The sequence below is a fragment of the Paenibacillus sp. genome (assembly GCF_035645235.1).
In the GTDB taxonomy this organism is placed as follows: Bacteria; Bacillota; Bacilli; order Paenibacillales; family YIM-B00363; genus Paenibacillus_AE.
Window position 1 is genome coordinate 37,436 of record NZ_DASQMZ010000119.1, and the last position, 17,982, is coordinate 55,417.

The 17,982-nt window shown below is 63.5% G+C and carries 13 protein-coding genes; 9 read left to right on the plus strand and 4 right to left on the minus strand.

From position 1 onward, the window contains the following. Window positions 1–105 precede the first annotated feature (105 nt). Window positions 106–690 (plus strand): histidine phosphatase family protein, encoded by a 585-nt coding sequence (locus VEZ38_RS10980; protein ID WP_324893402.1) that lies wholly within the window; start codon window positions 106–108, stop codon window positions 688–690. Window positions 691–767: 77 nt separating this feature from the next. On the opposite strand, the gene VEZ38_RS10985 is transcribed toward VEZ38_RS10980, so the two are convergent. Further along, window positions 768–1,271 carry a hypothetical protein gene (locus tag VEZ38_RS10985; RefSeq protein ID WP_324893403.1) on the minus strand — a complete coding sequence of 168 codons (504 nt, stop codon included), beginning with the start codon at window positions 1,269–1,271 and terminating at the stop codon, window positions 768–770. Window positions 1,272–1,478: 207 nt separating this feature from the next. Here VEZ38_RS10985 and VEZ38_RS10990 point away from each other — a divergent pair, with 207 nt between their 5' ends. The 4 genes from VEZ38_RS10990 (at window position 1,479) to VEZ38_RS11005 (ending at window position 9,604) form a co-directional block, all read left to right on the plus strand. Continuing rightward, on the plus strand, window positions 1,479–4,373 hold the full coding sequence (locus VEZ38_RS10990) for a PD-(D/E)XK nuclease family protein (RefSeq protein WP_324893404.1): 2,895 nt from the start codon (window positions 1,479–1,481) through the stop codon (window positions 4,371–4,373). Then, window positions 4,366–7,641 carry a UvrD-helicase domain-containing protein gene (locus tag VEZ38_RS10995; RefSeq protein ID WP_324893405.1) on the plus strand — a complete coding sequence of 1,092 codons (3,276 nt, stop codon included), beginning with the start codon at window positions 4,366–4,368 and terminating at the stop codon, window positions 7,639–7,641. The genes VEZ38_RS10990 and VEZ38_RS10995 overlap by 8 nt, the downstream gene beginning before the upstream one ends. A gap of 101 nt (window positions 7,642–7,742) precedes the next feature. Then, window positions 7,743–8,051 (plus strand): hypothetical protein, encoded by a 309-nt coding sequence (locus VEZ38_RS11000; RefSeq protein ID WP_324893406.1) that lies wholly within the window; start codon window positions 7,743–7,745, stop codon window positions 8,049–8,051. A gap of 236 nt (window positions 8,052–8,287) precedes the next feature. Beyond that, window positions 8,288–9,604, plus strand: coding sequence for a dGTP triphosphohydrolase (locus VEZ38_RS11005; RefSeq protein WP_324893407.1), 1,317 nt, complete (start codon window positions 8,288–8,290; stop codon window positions 9,602–9,604). Between the two features lie 75 nt (window positions 9,605–9,679). Here the strand turns inward: VEZ38_RS11005 and VEZ38_RS11010 are convergent, their stop codons facing one another. Then, the gene (locus VEZ38_RS11010) at window positions 9,680–9,973 is read right to left on the minus strand and encodes a hypothetical protein (protein WP_324893408.1); all 294 of its coding nucleotides are present in this window, start codon (window positions 9,971–9,973) and stop codon (window positions 9,680–9,682) included. Window positions 9,974–10,221: 248 nt separating this feature from the next. Between VEZ38_RS11010 and VEZ38_RS11015 the strand changes: the two genes are divergently transcribed. Beyond that, a complete protein-coding gene (locus tag VEZ38_RS11015; protein ID WP_324893409.1) occupies window positions 10,222–10,437 on the plus strand; it encodes a PDZ domain-containing protein in 216 nt (71 codons plus the stop codon). A 23-nt stretch (window positions 10,438–10,460) separates the two neighbouring features. Continuing rightward, window positions 10,461–12,368 carry a copper amine oxidase N-terminal domain-containing protein gene (locus tag VEZ38_RS11020; protein WP_324893410.1) on the plus strand — a complete coding sequence of 636 codons (1,908 nt, stop codon included), beginning with the start codon at window positions 10,461–10,463 and terminating at the stop codon, window positions 12,366–12,368. A gap of 63 nt (window positions 12,369–12,431) precedes the next feature. On the opposite strand, the gene VEZ38_RS11025 is transcribed toward VEZ38_RS11020, so the two are convergent. Continuing rightward, window positions 12,432–14,696 (minus strand): DNA topoisomerase 3, encoded by a 2,265-nt coding sequence (locus VEZ38_RS11025; RefSeq protein ID WP_324893411.1) that lies wholly within the window; start codon window positions 14,694–14,696, stop codon window positions 12,432–12,434. A gap of 189 nt (window positions 14,697–14,885) precedes the next feature. Between VEZ38_RS11025 and VEZ38_RS11030 the strand changes: the two genes are divergently transcribed. After that, a complete protein-coding gene (locus tag VEZ38_RS11030) occupies window positions 14,886–15,419 on the plus strand; it encodes a YceI family protein (protein WP_324893412.1) in 534 nt (177 codons plus the stop codon). 91 nt (window positions 15,420–15,510) lie between these two features. Here VEZ38_RS11030 and VEZ38_RS11035 read toward each other — a convergent pair whose 3' ends face one another. Continuing rightward, window positions 15,511–16,797: an erythromycin esterase family protein gene (locus tag VEZ38_RS11035; RefSeq protein ID WP_324893413.1), complete on the minus strand. Its 1,287-nt coding sequence runs from the start codon at window positions 16,795–16,797 to the stop codon at window positions 15,511–15,513. A gap of 125 nt (window positions 16,798–16,922) precedes the next feature. Between VEZ38_RS11035 and VEZ38_RS11040 the strand changes: the two genes are divergently transcribed. Further along, on the plus strand, window positions 16,923–17,918 hold the full coding sequence (locus VEZ38_RS11040; protein WP_324893414.1) for a ring-cleaving dioxygenase: 996 nt from the start codon (window positions 16,923–16,925) through the stop codon (window positions 17,916–17,918). The last annotated feature ends 64 nt before the right edge of the window (window positions 17,919–17,982 follow it).

Consider the following 17,982-nt stretch of genomic DNA (forward strand, 5'->3'; position numbering starts at 1 on the left):
CAATCTTTTTATGTTTATTTTGGTTCGCGCGGGAAGGGGCGCGCGGACCGCGCGGCATGACGAACGGGAAACTCCCGCAACACGATAAGCGAAAGGACGAAAACAATGACGACGATCGGCTGGGTAAGGCATGGCGTGACGGATTGGAACGTAGAGCGGCGGGCGCAAGGGCAAACGGATATTCCGTTGAATGACACGGGGCGGGAGCAAGCGCGGCGGCTGGCCGAGCGGCTGAAGGACGAGCCGCCGTGGGATGCGTTGTACGCCAGCGATTTGTCGCGGGCAAGGGAGACGGCGGAGACGATCGGGGCCGCCCTCGGGCTGCCGGTCTCCGTCGACGCGAGACTTCGGGAAATCAGCTTCGGCTCGATGGAGGGCACGACGCTCGAGGAACGGCTGAGGGACCACGGTCCCGGCTGGGAATCGCTGCCCTTCGGCCGCGAGAAGCCCGAGGAAGCCGCCGGGCGAGGGGCTTCGTTCGTCGCGGACGTCCTCGCCCGGCATGCCGGAATGCGGGTGCTGATCGTCAGCCACGGCGCCTTGATCGGCAACACGCTTCGCCGACTGGCCCCTCGGGAGGAGATGGAGGCGCATCTCGGCAATACGTCGCTCACCGTCATGCGGCTCGACGACGACGCTTGGACTTGCCTGTTGTATAATTGCACGAAGCATTTGCCGGACGCGAAATAACGCGTTCACGGCTTATAAGAAAGGCCGCTCCCGCGTCGACGTATCGACGCGCGGGCGGCCTTGTTCGCGTTCGCGGATTACGAGGGGGTCTTGCTCGACAGCTCGTCGACCAGCGACCTCATGGCGCGTACGACGGTTTTCTTGTATCGCACCGCGACGAGCAGCACCTTAATTTGTTGCACGCGCGTCAGTTTCGCGAACCGGGGCTCTTCCTTCGCGAACGCGCGGATGATCGACCAGGCGGCGGGGGAGACGTTTTCCGGGTGGATGTTGGGAAAGGCTTTCGGCAAACGACGGTTTCTAAATTTACGAATCCAGGACGGAATCGCTCCGGTCCGTTTCTCCGACGCATCGTCGAGCACGCAAGGCGCGTACGCCTTATTCGTGTGCGCCTTCAAGTAACGGTATCGGTCGTGGCCGCCGACGATCGTATATCGTCCGCCTTTGCCGTTCCGCCTGACGGCCAGCAGGTGCGAGCTGTCCCAGACGACGCGCCGCAGCTGCTTGATCCGGTCGGTAAACCGGACGTTGGCGTTCGCGTCGAGGTTTCGCAGAGGGATATATTCGATCGTAAAACGCATGCTCCTCCCCTCCTTGCTCATGGATATGCGCGGGGCGCGTTGTCCTATTACGTCATTAATTAAAAGAGGAACATGCGTTCCGTGACAGCCGGCTGTCCCGGGCGCGCGCTATACTGCTGGTATAGAAATGGGAAGGAAATTCGTGACGGGCAAAGAAATAGTATCCATTCGGCATGCGCGAGGGGCGGATGCCAAGGGGGGATTAGAATGACGCGAGCGTTGCGCCGATTGTATGAGCTCGTCTCGGAGCGTCCGTTGGCGAGGAAGGTGTGGATCGTCGACAGCTACGCGAGCGGGCATATTTGCGTGCAGCGCATGGCTCGGACGTACGGACCGGTCATGAACCTGGAGGTGCGTACCGCGCACGGGGCGGCGGCGGAGCGCGCGAAGGAGGCGATGGCCGCCGCGGCCGTCTCGTACGCGCCTCCGGAAGAGACGTACTGGATCGTCTGCTCGCTGTTGCGGACGGCGGCGGCGGACGGACGCTGGGGCGGCTATGTGCCGGAGGCGCTCGCGACGCCCGGCGTGGCGGAACGGTTTCACCGGACGCTGCTCGAGCTGAGGGAGGCGGGCGTCGAGGCGGAGCGCCTCGTCGACGCGGCATTCGAGCTGCCGGAGAAGGCTCGGTTTTTGCGAGGTTTGCTTGCCGCATACGAGGAGACGCTCGCTCGGCACCGGCTCGTCGACTTCGCCGGCATGGCGAAGCTTGCGGCGCCGCCGGCGAACGGCGGGGACGAGACGCTTTACATCGTGGACGGGGGACTCCGGCTGTCGGCGGCGGCCCGGGCTATGCTCGAGCGCGTCGCGGGCGGGCGCGTCGAGACGCTGCCGCCGGAGCCGGATTTCTTGGAACCGGCATCGGGGTTCCCGTTCGAGCGGTCTTCGTTCTTTCAAGGGCTCGGTCCGCTGTCGGAGACGAAGGAGGCGCTGCGCCGGTTCGCGGCGTCCGGGGCCGCTTGGGACGAATGCGAGCTGCTGCTGTCCGACGCCGACGGGTACTCGGCCGCCGCGTACGCGCTGTGCCGGCGGTTCGGGATCGACGCCACGTTCGCCCATGGAGTGCCTCCGCGCTGCTTTCAACGGGGGAAAGCCGCTTATTCGTATTTGGAATGGCTGGAGAGCGGCTTCCGAGCGGACGTTCTGGCGGAGGCGGTCGCGCAAGGGCTCCTTCGCCTTCCGGAAGAGGCGAGTTTCGGCCGCTCGACCGCCGTCCGGCTGCTGGAAGCTTCGGGCATCGGGTGGGGGCGGGAGCGGTATAAGGCGTTAGCTTCCGAAGCTTATGCGCAAGAGGGCGAACGAGCGGCGGCCGAGTGGCTCGACGGACTGTGCCGCCGCGCCTTCGCGGCGCTGCCCGAGGCGCCGGCGGATTGGTCCGCCGCGCATGTCGCCGAAGGGTTGGCGGCGTTCTTGGACGAATGCGGACCGCCGGCTTCCCGCGGAGACGCGGAGACGGCCGCCTTCGCGGCGGAGCTTCGCCGCGTGCTCGGCCGTTGGGCGACGGACCCGGTCGGCGACGACGCGGCCGTTCGGGCGGTGCGCCGGCGCTGGGACGCGTTCGCGGCCGAGTCGGACGGCACGCCGCAGCCGGGCAAGCTGCACGTCGCCCCCGTCGACCGCGGCGGGCTGTCGGGGCGCCGTGTTACGATCGTGCTCGGGATGCACGAGGACGCCTGGGCGTCGACGGTTCGGGAAGATCCCGTCCTGACCGACGGCGAGCGAAGCCGGCTGTCCGACGAGCTGGAGACGAGCGCCGAACGGGCGCGAGCCGCGCGGCAAGCGCGAGGGCGCCGACTCGGCGCGGTGCGCGGCGCCTGCGCGGCGGGGTTCAGCGGCTTGCGTCTCGCGGACGGCTCGACGCCGAGTCCCGCCTTCGAGCTGCTCCAATGGTTTCGCGCCGCCGCCCAGGCCCCGGACGCGGATTTCGAAGCGCTGTCCGCGGCGCTCGGCGATCCGGCGGGGTGGGGCGGCGGCGCGGCCGGGGGGATGCTCCTCGACCTGGATGACGCCCTCCTTCGCGAGCTGGCCACGCCCGAACGGCTGCTTCGGGACGGCGCGCCGGTCGTCCTGGCGTCGTTCCGTTCCCTCGCGGACGGCAGAACGGCTGCCGAGGCGCGCATGGAGCCGGCGATCGGCGCGTACGACGGCATCGTCGGAAGCGCGGGCGCCGGGGAGGGCGCGGCGCCGGCAGGGCTGCCGGAGGCGTTCAGCGCAAGCAAGCTGGAGACGTACGCCAAGTGTCCGCTGCTTTTCTTCTTCCGCGAAGTGCTCGGGGTTCGGCCGAAGGAGGTCGTCGAATACGACCGGACGCGGTGGCTCGACGCCTTGCAGCGCGGGCAGCTGCTGCACGGCATTTTCTATGCGTATATGTCTTCCGTCGCGTCGGGGGGGCGCCATGACCGCGCGGCGCTGGACGATTATTGCGAGAAGGAGCTGGCGAAGACGGCGGAGCGCATCCCGGCGCCGAGCCCGCATATTTACGAGAAGGAACGCGAGTCGATCCGAAGGGACGTCGAGGTGTTTTGGCGAATGGAGCAGCGCCGGCGCTCTCGGGCGAGGTGGCTCGAGCTCGAGCTTCATCGGGAGGACGGCGCGTTCCTGCTGGATCTCGGGGACGGCGACGTACTGCCGATTCGCGGCATCGTCGACCGCATCGACGAGACGGAGCCTCATCGTTATAAAATTATCGATTACAAGACGGGCCAGCCCAAGTACTACGAGGAGGGCTCGTTCTTCGCAGGCGGCGCGCAGCTTCAGCATGCGTTGTACGCGCTCGCGGCGGAGCAGTGGATGCGGCGCGAGGGCGCGGATCCGGAGGGCGTCGTGCTCGAGGCGGCGTATGCGTTCCCGACCGAGCGCGGGCTCGGCGAGGAGGCGCTGCGGCCGCAGGCCGGACGCCGGGACGAGACCGTCGCGCTCTTGCGCCGCATGCTGGAGTCGATCCGGGGCGGACTGTTCCCGCCGACCGAGAAGCCGGAGCTGTGCCGGCGCTGCGACTACGCAGGCGTCTGCGGATCGCATGCGGAGTGGAAAAAACAGGCGCGCTCGTTTCCGGAAAACCGGGAGCGGCTGGCGCCGCTGCTGGAGGTGAACGGCTATGTTTAATACGGAAGCGGCGATGCTGGAGGACGAAGCGGCGCGGCGCCGCATCGAAGCCGATCTGGATACTTCCTTCTTGGTCGAAGCCGGCGCGGGCTCGGGCAAGACGACATCGTTGGTCGGCCGGATGCTTGCGCTGGTCGAAGCCGGGAAGGCGGAGGTGCGGAGCATGGCCGCGATCACTTTCACGAACAAGGCGGCCGCGGAGCTGCGGGGCCGGTTCCGCCTCCGATTGGAGTCGCGCCTGCGCGAGGCGGCGGACGAGGCCGTGAAGGAGCGGCTGTCGGCCGCGCTCCGGCAGCTGCCCGAAGGGTTCGTCGGCACGATCCACGCCTTCTGCGGACGACTGCTCCGCGAGCGTCCGATCGACGCCGGACTTGACCCGGACTTCCGGGAGGCGGACGAGGCCGAAAGCCGGGAGCGGCTGGAGGCGTATTGGGACGACTATTTGCTCGAGCTTCGGGAACGCGACGCCGGGGCGATCGACCGGTTGGCCGAGCTCGGCGTGCACGTGGAGGATATGCGCGCCGTCTACTTATGCGCGGCGATGTACGAGGATGTGCGGGTTTACACGGAGGCGGCGCCGCGGCCGGATTTCGGACCGCTCCGGGCGTCGCTGCTGCCCTTGCTCGAGGAAGCGGCGCGCGCCCTGCCGTCTCACCGCCCGGACGCCGGCTGGGACGCATTGCAGCAAGCCGTACGCAACGCGTCGGCGTTCCTCCGCAGCCGGGACGTCGGGGAGGACTTGGCGTTGTTGGCGCTCGCCGCGACGTTCGACCGCTCGCTTACGCCGACGCTGAAGCGCTGGCCCGATCCGGCCGCGGCGAAGGCGCTGAAGGAGCGTTTCGCCGCGCTGCGCCTCGAGGTGCTGCAGCCGTTCTTTCGGTCGTGGCGAGAGTACTTGCATCCGCACGTCGTCCGGTTCGTCCTGCCGGCCGTCGCGTACGCGAAGGAGCGTCGGCTGCGCGAAGGCGCGCTTTCGTTCCAAGACCTGCTCATGAAAGCGACCGAGCTGCTGCGGGAGCGGCCGGAGGCGCGCCGGTATTTCTCGTCGCGGTATACCCGGCTGTTCGTCGACGAATTCCAAGATACCGATCCGATTCAGGCGGAAATGATGCTGCTGCTCACGGGCGGCGATCCGGGGGAGCGGGATTGGCGGAAGCAGCGCCCTAAGCCCGGCTCGTTATTTATCGTCGGGGATCCGAAGCAGTCGATTTACCGGTTCCGCCGGGCGGACATCTCGACCTACAACTTTGTGAAACGGATCCTGGCCGCGAACGGGGATGTGCTTCGGCTGACGCGAAACTTCCGGTCGGCGCGCGCGATCGGCGACTTCGTCAACTATGCGTTCGAAGCCAAGTTTCTTCCGCCGGGCCGCTCGAGCGACGCGCAAGCGGACTTCGTGCCGATGCTGCCCGCGCGACCCAATCCGGCCGGCAAGGGGCTTTGGCACGGGGTGTACACGTTGACGGCGAGCAAGGCGGAGTACGACCGGAAGGCGGATATCGCCGCGGAGGACGCGGACCGGATCGCGCGCTGGATCGCCTGGGCTTGCGACGGGCGCGTATCGGTCGCAGAACGGCAGGGCGGCAAGGAAACGACGCGGCCCGCGCGGCCGGACGACTTTCTGATCCTCGTGAAATACCGAGAGTTCCTCGGCTTATACGCCGAACGGCTCGAGGCGTACGGCGTGCCGGCGGAAACGTCCGGCAGCCTTGCGCGGTACGACGAGCTTGCCGCGCTTCGCACGCTGGCCGCGTGCTTGGCGGACCCGTACGATCGGCTGCCGCTGCTCGCTGTCCTGCGCGGGCCGTTGTTCGGCGTCAGCGACGCGGCGTTATATGCGTACACGACCGCGGTGCGCCGCCTCTCGCTGCTCGGCGCAGAGCCGGAGGGCGTCAGCGTCCCCGACGCGGCGCGGCCGGTCGTCGAGGCGCTCGGGCGTCTGCGCGAGTTTTGGGGCTGGACGCGGAAGGAGCCTGCGCTCAGCGCGTTCCTGCGCATCGCGGAGCGGCTCGGCGTCCTGCCGTACGCCGCCGTGCAGCCGTCTGGCGCCGTTCGGTCGGGGACGCTGGCGAAGCTGTTCGAGACGATCGGAGCCGAAGCGGACGCGGCGTCGGATTGGTCCGTCCTCTCCCGGCGGCTCGCCGAGCTGTCGGAGGCGAACGGGCTGGAGGGCGCCTCGTTGTTCGCGGGCGCAGGGCGCGCGGTACGCATTATGAATTTGCATAAGGCCAAAGGGCTGGAGGCGCCGATCGTCTTCCTCGCTTGCCCGTGCGGCGATTCGGACCGAGACGCGACGGAGCATATCGATCGTCTCCGCGAACCGGCGACCGGGTATTTCGCGATCGCGCGGCGGAAGGATTTCCAGACCGAGATCGTCGCGCAGCCGCTCGGCTGGGACGCGCTCGTCGAGAAGGAGCGCGAATATATGCTGGCGGAGCGCGATCGGCTCTTGTATGTCGCCGCGACCCGGGCGAAGCAGCTGACGATCGTGAGCCGGTATCCCTATAAGCCCGCGATCGATCCTTGGAGCGGCTTGGGCGCCGCATTAGAAGGTCAGCCGGAGCTGGACGACGTGCGCCGCGGCGAATCGCCCCGCGAACGATGGAACGGGCCGTTCGACGCGGAAGCGTCGCTGCGTGCATGGCGCGACGCGCAGGAGCGGGCGGCGCGCGCCACGTACGACGTCGCGAGCGTCACGTCGCTCGCGAAGGGCGCCGCGGCGGAGCTGCCGCCCCGTTCGGCCGAAGGCCGCGGCGCCGCGTTCGGGACGGCGGTTCACCGCGCGCTAGAGGCGGCGGGAAGCGGCGCGCGGCGCGACGCGCTGGACGCGGTCGTCCGCGCGGCGCTGGCGGAGGAAGGCGCGGACCCGGCGCTGGCGGACGATGCGCTCGCGATGGTCGACGCCGTGCTGAACGGGGAGACGTGGGAGCGGGCGATGCGGGCGAAGCGCCGCTGCCATGAATTTACGTTCGCCGCGTCTTCGCGGGAGGAAGGTTTCGAACGCGTCGTGAACGGCGTCATCGATCTCGTTTTCGAAGAGGAGGACGGGTGGGTGATCGTCGATTTCAAGACGGACGCCATGAGCGCGGCGCAGGAGCCGGCGTACCTTGAGCGATACGCTCCCCAGGTGGCCGCCTACGCGGAGTTTTGGCGCCGGATGAGCGGCGAACACGTGAAGGAAACCGGTCTTTGGTTTTTGCACACGCGGCGTTACGTACGGACGGACGGGGGCGAAGCCGCGCCCGCCGCGCACGGCGGCACAGCGTAGCTGCCATCCCCGAATACGAACATGTGTTCCGTGACAAGCTGTTGTCGTCTCCCTAGGGTACTATACGTTATAAAGACGTAGAAAGAGGGAGCGAACGAGAGATGAACTTGCACATCACGGAAAGGGCGTATGCGGGTTACAGAGTAGGATTGGCGGACAGCCGCCTGGAAGGCGACGCCTCCGCGGACATCGACGCGCTGCAGGCCAGACTGCAAACGTCTGCGGACCGGGGAGCGGCCGCGGTCGTACAATGGCAAGGATCGCCGGCGATGTACGTACTGGATGCGTATTGGCGGTACGAGACTCGCGAGGAAGCGATCGCGCTGACGGAGTGCCTCGCCGTAATCCGGTCCTTGAAGGCGCCTCTCCGCTGGAGTCGAGCGATGCGTCCTTCGCGGCGGCAAGCGTAGCCGGGAAGCGGCGAATCGACCGAGGCGTCGACCGTTACATCGGTCGATGAACCGGCCGTCGAACCAGGCGGACGTGCTTCGGCGAAGGAAGGCCGGTCCCTCCGGAATGGATGTCGGGTTTACGTTCCTATCCCGGAATCGTGTTATAATTGGTTACACTGGTCTACGGACCGGCAGGAACCTCCCTCTTGGCGAACACATACCGTATAGGAAGGGAAGACATCGGGGGAATCGGCATGAACATTCGGAAGCTGCGCTTGTTCGATACGGAGAACGCCTTGTCCAGCGAAGACCGGGACGAATTCGAGAAGGATTACGCCCGGCTGATCCAATCGCCCGCTTTCAGGCGGTTGCAGGGGAAGTCGCAGGTGTTCGGCGCGGGCACCGGCGATTACTACCGCACGCGGCTGACGCATTCGCTCGAAGTGTCGCAGATCGCTAGGGAAGTCGCGCGCCGGCTCGGAAAGACGTACCCGTTCCTTCGCAAGAAGGAGCATCCCGGCCTTATGATGGACCCCGAGGTCGTCGAATGCGCAGCCTTGGCGCATGATTTCGGGCACCCGCCCTTCGGGCACAAGGGCGAAGAAGTGTTAAACGCGATTTTGCGGGAACGGCACGGACTCGCGTACGAAGGCAACGCGCAAAACTTTCGCATTTTGATGTTTTTGGAGAAGCGAGCGGGCAGCGAGCGAGGGCTCGACTTGACGGCCGCCGTGCTGCTCGCCATTAATAAATACCCGGTATCGATCGAGGAGCCGGGGCGGTTGAAGGGCGTCTACGGGATGGAGTGGGAAGGCATTCAGCAGCTTCGGGACGTCTGGGGCATGCCGGAGCGGATCGCGACGCTCGAAGCGCAGCTGATGGATTTATCCGACGACATCGCCTATTCGACGCACGATATCGAGGACGGCATGCGGGCGGGGAAAATCCAGATGAATCCGATTTTCTTCGAGGACGAACGGCTCGTCGACAACGTCGTGCAGGAAATCGTGGACGATGCCGGGAACAGCGGCGTGCGGTGGGACGAAGTCGACCGGAAGTCGATGGTGCGCCGCGTCCTGTCGGATTATTGCCGGCAATGGGAAGAAATTTACCTCCAATGCGGCAGAGAGGCGTCCCGCGCCAGACGGGAGATCAAAGCCCGGTGGGTCGGGAAATTCGCGAACCAAGTCGGCATTATCGACGACGCGGAGATCGGGTGGAAGCGCGTCACGTTCGTGCGCGACGGGGCCGAGGACCTCGACCTGCTCCGGACGATGGAAATTTTAAAGAAGCTTGCGTGGGTGACGATGATTAAGGACGTGCGCGTGCAACGCCTGCAGAAGCGCAACGAGATCATCGTGAGGCGGCTTTGGGACAGCTTCAGCGACGTGGACACCGGGCGCTTGATTCTGCCCCCGGACTGGATCGAAAGCTATCGCCAGCACAAGGACAAATGGCCGTGGGAGCGGATGGTCGCCGACTATATCGCGGGCATGACGGACGCTTACGCGGAGAAGGTGTATTCCGAGCTGTTCGTCAGCCGGACGGGGACGATTTACGAAAGAGACTAAGCCTGCCTGTAATTCGAAAATGCAAGAAGGACGCCTGCCGGCATCGGCGGACGTCCTTTTTTTCGGCGCTGCGGGCTAAATCAGCTTAATCAGACGCACGACGTTGTCGGGGGAATACACTTTAAGCACGTGATTGGCCGGGTCGTATTCGATCGCGCCCGAGCCGATGCCGAGCTTCGAGGACGAGCCGAGCCCGTAAAACACGTCGTCGGCAAGCGTTCGCAAATATTCGGCGCGCTCCGCCTCGTCCAAGGCGGACCAATCGTCCGCGGCCATCTCGAACGCTTCATAGCTGTCTTCGATCGATCCGATGGCGCCGGCCAAATCCGTCACGATCTCTTTATACTCGCGGTTGAATTTCACGCCCATGTTCGGTTGCCTCCGTTCTGTCAAGGGGTGTCTTTATCATACCCGAAGGACGAGGCGGAAGCCAATCGGGACGAAAGCGGATACAGAGTCGCATTATGTAACATATTTTCGAGATATCTGTCACGTATATTTCGTATCATTCCACGGCACGGTCGGGGACGAGACGCAATTTTTGACGCGGACGCGCGCGAAACATTTGCGCGAGAATACATTGTGGGAATCTATCAATCATGGTAATTTAAGTTCATATGCCCGTGACGTGGGTCGACCCTGCGTCGGCGGCCGCGAAGGCGGGCGTGAGGAAGGGCGATGCGCTGTATTCGATCGACCAGCGGCGGGTCTCGACGCAGGTCGACGTGAACGAGACGCTGAAGTCATATTTACCCGGAGCGAAGGTGACGGCGACGATGCTGTCGAACGGCGATATCGTGCAGCGCGCGATCGTACTGCAGGACCACCCTTAATGATACGTGTGGAGGAAACAAACATGAGGAAGCATTATCTCATTATCGTAGCGGCGGCCGCCTTGCTTTGGTCGGCGGGTTCGGCCGTCGCGTCCGCGGCGTCGGGCGTCGGGGTGGAGGTCGAGCTGACGATCGGCAGTTCGGAGGCGGTCGTCGGGGGACAGAAGCTGCAGGTGAAGCCGCCCGTCCTCGCGAACGGCTCTACGCTCGTGCCGCTTCGGGTCATCTCCGCCGCGTTCGCCTCCGACCCGGAATGGATTCCGGAGACGCAAGGGATCGTTCTCGTCTATGGCGGCCAACGCATCGAGCTGCACATCGGCAGCGTCGTCTCGAAGGTGAACGGAGAAGCAAGGACGATACCGAGCGCGCCGCAGCTCATCGACGGCACGACGATGGTGCCGGTCCGCTTCATCTCCGAAACGTTCGGAGCGGACGTGCAATTTACGGAGTCGGACGGAGCGCAGACGATACGGATTACGGGCGACCTCGCGGCTTCCGGAAGCGAGGACGGCGAGGTCCTCCTCGGCGACGAAGGCAAGACGCGCATCGGGGACAGCCATTGGGGCTGGTCCATGGATTATCCGTCCGGGCTCGTCGAGGATTACCAGGCGCTGAACGGAGAATGGATTTATTTCTCGGACGCGAACGGGGAATACGGCATCGATATCACGGTCGATACGACGCAGCCGAACTTGAAAGCGAGCGGCCTATTGGCCGAGCTGCGCGAATATATTTACGGCGGCACGATCACGGACGAACGGCTCGTAACGACCGGCGACGCGCCTTACGCGAAGATCGTCTCCCGCACGTCGGGCGGCACGTATCTCGAGGATCGGCTTTACTTGAAGGACGGCGTATTGTATTTGTACTCCTTCGAAGTATACGCCGAGGCGAACTATAAGAACGAAGCGAAGATGAAGGTGTATCAAGCGCTGATCGACAGCTTCCGGCCTACGTACGACGCTGGCGACACCGGGATGAAGGACGTCTCCGCGATCAAAGGCGGGTACATCGTACATACGGACGAATTGTACGGCATCTCCCTCGAGCTGCCGGCCGATTGGACGGCGGAGTCCGACGCTACGAGCCTTAGCTTTTATTCGCCCGATTACGCGTTCAGTCTGTATTTTGCGATGAGCTCGAAGGAAGAGGGCGACACGCTGGAAAAGTGGGCGCAGCGCCACGAGAGCCGCTTCGCGCAGGAGCTGCTTCCCCCGTATCGGGAGATCGCGAAGCTTCCAGGCCGCACGGTCGACGGCGCGGACGCGCTGGTCCGCCGGTGGTCGGAGACGCTGGAAGGCGAGTGGACCGATACCTACGACATTTATGTAATCAAAGGCGAATATAAATACAATTTCTCGTTTTTCTATGACAAAGCCAATCGGACGGCGAACGAGGAGACGATCGGGAGGATCGTCGATTCGATACGGCTCGACGCGGACGTCGCTTCCGAAAACTTCGGGTACCTCCGCGATACCTACGACATCGATATGTGGGCGACCGAAACGTACGACAACGATACGTACGGCTACTCGATCGCGGTTCCGGCGTATTGGGAGGAAAGCTATTACAGCACCGAGGAGAGCGCGATCTTCGAGTACCGCGGGGGGACGCTCACGATCGAGGCGGATACGTTGTCGACGTTCGAAGAAGTCACGGCCTTCGAAGAAGAATACATCGAGTACTATAAGGAATACGACGAGTACGTCGTCGTCGCGGAGAACGCCATCGTCGCGTTCAAAGGCGCGCAAGCGAAGAAAATCGTCATCGACACGACCGCGGAAGGCGCCGGCGCGCTGCGTACCACTACGTATGTGCTCGAAAAGAACGGAACGGTGTTTACCGTCAGGATCGATGAATATAAGAACGCATTGACGCCCGAAAACGAAAAACGGATGAAGGCCGCGATCGACTCGCTCGTCTTCCGCTGAACGCCCGCGCGCCGCCTCGCACAGTAAATCTTGTGCCGGGGCGGCGCGCGTCGTTCCTCACGTTTATAATTCCAAATCCAGTCCGCCGGTGCTCGCGTCGCGCAGCACGATGCGCGCTTCGACCGGCTCGCCGCGTTCGTTCTTTACCTTCAGCTTCGCCGTGCGTCCTTTCTCGACGAGCGAGCGGACCATCGCGTCCGTCAGCGTGCGGCCGAAGCTCTCCTTCCAAATGACGAACGTGCAGCCTGACTTATAGTGGCTGCAGCCGTACCCTTTGCGCCCCATGAAGATCGTTCCCCCGCAGCCGGCTCGAGGACAAGTGCCGATCGTGCCGGCTTCCGCGGCAGGCGCTTTCGTCCGGCCGGCGGCGGGTCGGGCGGGCGCGCCGCTCCGAGACGCTTTCGCCGCGCCGGCCGGACGCTTCGCCGCGCCGGCCGGACGCTTCGCCGCGCCGCGGGCGGCGGGGGCGGGTCGCTCCGACTCGAAGGCGGATCGGGAGAGCCCTGCCTGGGCCCGTACTTTGTCGACGATGAAGGCGGCGAATTGTTTTACCTTCGCCAGGAAGGCGTCGTCCGCCGCGGCGCCGCGGGCGATTTCGGTCAGCCGCCGCTCCCAATGGCCGGTCATCTCCGGCGACGTCAACAGCTCGACGCCGGCGCCGCGGATCAGTTCGATCGCCATGCGTCCTTTCTTTGTAAGAACGATCCGCTTGCCTTGCATCTCGATATACTCGACTTGCTTCAGCCGTTCGATCGTCGCCGCCCGCGTCGCCGGCGTTCCGAGGCCGGAATCCTTCATCGCTTCGCGGAGATCGTCGTCCTCGATCTGCTTGCCGGCGCTCTCCATCGCTTTCAGCAGCGTTCCTTCCGTGTACGGCTTCGGAGGTTGGGTTTCCTTCTCCTTCACCTCGGAGACGACGTTCCGAACGTCCGCGGACGCGTCGATCGAGAAGGGGGCATCGGTTTCCGTCTCTTCTTCCTCGTCGTCCTCCTTCGCCTTGCCGCGCGGCTTCTTCTTATCCGGGGCAAGATCGGCGTAGACGACCTTCCAGCCGAGGTCGAGCAGCTGCTTCACCGACGTCTTGAACGTCTCGCCTTCGACTTCGGTGAGCACGCTGTGCTGCTTGTACTCCGCAGCGGGGTAGAAGTGAGAAAGAAACCGTCGAACGATGAGATCGTACACCTTCTGTTCGTCCGGGGAGAGAGATCCGGGCCGCTTATGGGTCGGCAGGATCGCGTGGTGATCCTCGACCTTGGCGGGGTTGCATACGTTGGCGTTCCCCTTGTGGACGAACCGCTTGGAGGCGCCGGCGACGAGAGCGTCGTAGGCGGAGCCGCGCAGCGCGTCCAGGGCGCGGTGCATCTCCGGGATATTCTGCTCGTTGACGTAATTCGAGTTCGTCCGCGGATAAGATATGACTTTATGCTTCTCGTACAAGGCTTGAGCGACGTCCAGCGTTTTCTTGGCGGAAAATCCGTATTTGGCGTTCGTCTCGCGCTGCAGCAGCGTCAAGTCGAAGAGGCGATACGGATATTCCTTCGTGTCCTTGACCTCGTAGCCGGCGATGCGACCGGGACGCCCGGACGTCTTTGCGGCGATTCGTTCGGCCGCATCGCGGGCGAGGATTCGTTCGCCTTGCCAGATCCCTTTGTACTTTACGCCGTCCTGTTCGAAAATCGCATGCACTTCGTAATATTTCGTCGCGCCGAACGCTTCGATCTGGAGCTGGCGATCGTACACGAGCGCCAAGACGGGCGTCTGAACGCGCCCGACCGAAAGCAGCACGTTATACTTCGTCGTGAACGCCCGCGTGCCGTTCATGCCGATCAGCCAATCCGCTTCGCTCCGGGCCTTCGCCGCCTTCGTCAAGTTGTCGTATTCGGAGGCGTCCTTAAGCGCGGCGAAGCCCGCGCGAATCGTCTCCGGCGTCAAATCGGAGATCCAGAGCCGCCGCACCGGGTGCGTCAGCCGGAGATACCGCTGAATCAGCGCGAAGATGTGCTGCCCTTCCCGTCCGGCGTCGCAGGCGTTTACGATCGCGTCGCATCGCTTCGCCAGGTCGGCGATGACGGCGAGCTGATCTTTCGTTCTCTCGTTCGGAATGAGACGGAACGATTCGGGAATGATCGGCAGGTGCTCGAGATTCCATTTCTTATATTTGTCGTCGTAATGGTCGGGCTCGGCGAGCGTGACGAGATGGCCGATCGCCCAGGTAATAATATAGCGTTCGCCCTCGAGGTAGGTTCGCTTGTTCGTCGCCCGCGGCTCGATGGCGGACGCGATGTTTCGACCCATATCGGGCTTCTCGGCGATCACGAGTGTCTTCATGCGCGGTTCCTGAATTCCTCTCCTTGTGGTTCGCGGACCGCAGACGAGCGCGGTCCACGTTCTATCGTAACACATCGGGGAGGGGGGCGGGGCGTCTTTTCAAAAACGGGGCTTGACGTAAATCTCAAATTCGAATAAAATTTAAATATCACTAATTTGAGATATATAATATACAGGAGGAACAAAGCAATGGCATTGAGCACCTGGGCCTTGGACCCGACACACAGCAGCGTTTCGTTTACGATTAAGCACATGATGTTTTCGAAAGTCAGAGGTTCCTTCAAAAATTTCGACGCTTCGATCCAAGCGGATCCGAGCGACCTGACGACGGCCCAAATTTCGTTCTCGGTCGACCTCGCCAGCGTGGATACGAATAACGCGGATCGCGACAATCATCTGCGTACGGCCGATTTCTTCGACGTCGAGAACCACCCGAAGCTGACGTTCGTCGCGAAGACGATCGCGAAGAGCGGCGACGGGGAATACGACGTAACAGGCGACCTGACGCTTCACGGCGTGACGCGCTCCGAGACGTTCAAGGTCGAATTCGGCGGCGAAGGCAAAGATCCTTGGGGCAACGTGAAGGCAGCGTTCCAAGCGGCGGGAACGATCAAGCGCAGCGATTACGGCTTGACATGGAACGCGGCGCTCGAAGCGGGCGGCTTCCTCGTCGGCGACGACGTCAAGGTAGAGATCGAAATTCAAGCAGCGAAGCAGGCGTAAAGCAATCGCTGCGCATAAGCGCATAACGAAACCGCACGACTCGTCGCAGTTACGACGATTCGTGCGGTTTTTTCGTTGCGCGCAAGCGCCGTTATCGCGCCGTCACCGTTCCTCTCGCCGCCGGAAGCGGGCGAAGCGCCTGCGATTCGTCGTAGTACACGAACGCGTCGTATCTTTCGGCGATGACCGAGGGCACGTAATTGCCGAATCGCTCCCGCCTCGGATCGTAGACGACGCCGATCGCCCGGTGCGGGATCGCGCTTCGGTACGGCTCCGGATGTTCCCGAAGCAGCACGTATTTGTCGAAGGCGCCGGCTTCGTGCAGGACGTGTTCCCAGCTGCCCGGCTGTCCAGGCGGGACCGCCATGATTTCGAGGGGCGCTCCCCAAGACGCGCCGGCGACGACGGTGCCGCGGTACGTGCCGAAGCCGATCGCGAATATGTTCTCCGCGCCGTATCGCTCGCGCGTCAGCTGGCCGACGTTGACCATGCCTTCGCGCGCCATGTCGGTCGCGCGAGCGTCCCCGATGTGCGTATTGTGCTCCCACACGACGCCCTTGGACGCGGCTCCGTAAAACGTCGCGACGAGGTCGAGCGCGTCGACCATATGCCGGTCTCGCAAGTTCCAAGATTGCGCGTCGCCCCGAACCATCGTTCGATAATAGCCTTCGGCGTTCACGCCGACGAGCGCGTTGACCTCCGCGGATAACGCGGCTTCCGCATCGTTCGGCGCGGAGCCGGACGCGTGCTTTTCTTTGCGAATCCGGGCGAGCAGCGCAACGACGTCATCCTCGCAGTCCTCCCCGTACAGTCCTGCGGATACGGCGTACGATTGTTCGTCGCGCAGATGCGATTCGAAGCAGGCCATCGCTTGCTTCGCCTGTTCGAGAGCGGGGGATTGCGTACGTTCGAGATATGCGACGATCTCGTCGAGCGATTCCCAAAGCGAGTACACATCGATCCCGTAAAACCCTACCTTCGGTTCGGCGGCGGGGAGGGCGTCGTTGTAGGCGCGCAGCCATTCGATGAGTTCTGCGATTTCTTCGTTGGCCCACATCCAGGACGGCCAACGCTCGAACGCGCGCATGGCTTCCTCCAGCGTCGCGGGCGCGTCCGGCGCGCGTTTCACATATCGATTCAGCGCCATGCAGGACGGCCAGTCGCCTTCTACGGCGATATATCGGAAGCCGTGCGCTTCGACGAGACGCTTCGTCAACGCGGCTCGGCCGGTGTAAAATTCGGACGTGCCGTGGGACGCTTCGCCGAGCAGGACGAATCGAGCGTCCGCGGCCGCATCCGCAAGGGCTGCGTAATCGTCCGGCCCGCTGAGCGGTACGGCGTCGCTTCGGATCGCGTCGGCGATCGGTACAGGGTTCATATATTTTCCACCTTTAAGAGAGGTTCGAATACAAAAGTATTGTTTACAGAAAGCTAAGAAAGTACTATACTGATCTAAATACTTTAAATTTGAGATAATTGAAACGCAAAGGAAGGTGGGCGACGATGACCGTTACGCTCTTGCCGTTGAAAGGACAGCATCATGTTTCCGCGATTACCGCAAACGCGAGAGGGAACTACGATTTCTATACGAAAACGCTCGGCATGCGCCTCGTCAAGAAAACCGTCAACCAAGACGATACTTCGGTATATCATTTGTTTTACGCGGACGAACGAGGCAATCCGGGGACGGACCTGACGTTCTTCGAAATTCCGCGCGCCGCGCCGTTCGCGCCGGGCGCGAACGCCGTCACGACGACGATGCTTCGCGTGCGGAACGACGAAACCATCCGTTACTGGAAGGAGCGCTTCGAGCGCTTCGGCGTCGAGCATGACGACGTCGACCGTCGAAGCGGCCGCGCCGTACTCGCGTTCCGCGATCCGGAAGGGCAGCGGCTGGCGCTCGTCTCCGACGAAGGGAACGAAGGCGTCGACGCCGGGACTCCTTGGGACAAGAGCACGGTGCCGGTCGAGCACGGCATTCGCGGCCTCGGGCCGGTGGAATTGTCCGTGTCCCGTCCGGAGCAAACCGAGCTCGTACTGACGCAGGTGATGGGATATCGTCGCAAGGGGACGTACCCCGCTGCCGAAGCGGGCCGGCCGGATGTAGTCGTATACGAAACCGGGGAAGGCGGCACGGGCGCCGAGGTGCATCTCGTGCATCTCCCGGACGCTCCGCGCGAGCGTTCGGGGCGCGGCGCCGTGCATCATGTCGCTTACCGCGTCGAAAACGAAGAGGAGCTGCGCAAATGGGTAACGCGCTTAAACGAAATCGGTCTTCCCAATTCCGGCTTCGTAGAACGCTACTATTTTAAATCGCTATATTTTCGCGAGCCGAACGGCATTTTGTTCGAGCTCGCCACGGACGGTCCGGGCTTCGAGGGCGACGAGCCTTACGAGCGTCTCGGCGAACGGCTGTCGCTGCCTCCGTATTTCGAGGCGCAGCGGGAGCGCATCGAAGCGGGGCTCAAGCCGCTGGACACGTCGGACGTTCGCGCGTAAAGCTTGTCATCGAAATGTAATCTAGCCGCCGACACCGTTTTACAAAATCCTCGCCGCTCCTTTG

Coding starts and splice junctions, on each gene's coding strand:
- VEZ38_RS10985 (WP_324893403.1), bottom strand. CDS start 1,271: ATGCGTTTTACGATCGAATATATCCCTCTGCGAAACCTCGACGCGAAC.
- VEZ38_RS11035 (WP_324893413.1), bottom strand. CDS start 16,797: ATGAACCCTGTACCGATCGCCGACGCGATCCGAAGCGACGCCGTACCG.
- VEZ38_RS11015 (WP_324893409.1), top strand. CDS start 10,222: ATGCCCGTGACGTGGGTCGACCCTGCGTCGGCGGCCGCGAAGGCGGGC.
- VEZ38_RS10980 (WP_324893402.1), top strand. CDS start 106: ATGACGACGATCGGCTGGGTAAGGCATGGCGTGACGGATTGGAACGTA.
- VEZ38_RS11030 (WP_324893412.1), top strand. CDS start 14,886: ATGGCATTGAGCACCTGGGCCTTGGACCCGACACACAGCAGCGTTTCG.
- VEZ38_RS10995 (WP_324893405.1), top strand. CDS start 4,366: ATGTTTAATACGGAAGCGGCGATGCTGGAGGACGAAGCGGCGCGGCGC.
- VEZ38_RS11025 (WP_324893411.1), bottom strand. CDS start 14,696: ATGAAGACACTCGTGATCGCCGAGAAGCCCGATATGGGTCGAAACATC.
- VEZ38_RS11000 (WP_324893406.1), top strand. CDS start 7,743: ATGAACTTGCACATCACGGAAAGGGCGTATGCGGGTTACAGAGTAGGA.
- VEZ38_RS11005 (WP_324893407.1), top strand. CDS start 8,288: ATGAACATTCGGAAGCTGCGCTTGTTCGATACGGAGAACGCCTTGTCC.
- VEZ38_RS10990 (WP_324893404.1), top strand. CDS start 1,479: ATGACGCGAGCGTTGCGCCGATTGTATGAGCTCGTCTCGGAGCGTCCG.
- VEZ38_RS11040 (WP_324893414.1), top strand. CDS start 16,923: ATGACCGTTACGCTCTTGCCGTTGAAAGGACAGCATCATGTTTCCGCG.
- VEZ38_RS11020 (WP_324893410.1), top strand. CDS start 10,461: ATGAGGAAGCATTATCTCATTATCGTAGCGGCGGCCGCCTTGCTTTGG.
- VEZ38_RS11010 (WP_324893408.1), bottom strand. CDS start 9,973: ATGGGCGTGAAATTCAACCGCGAGTATAAAGAGATCGTGACGGATTTG.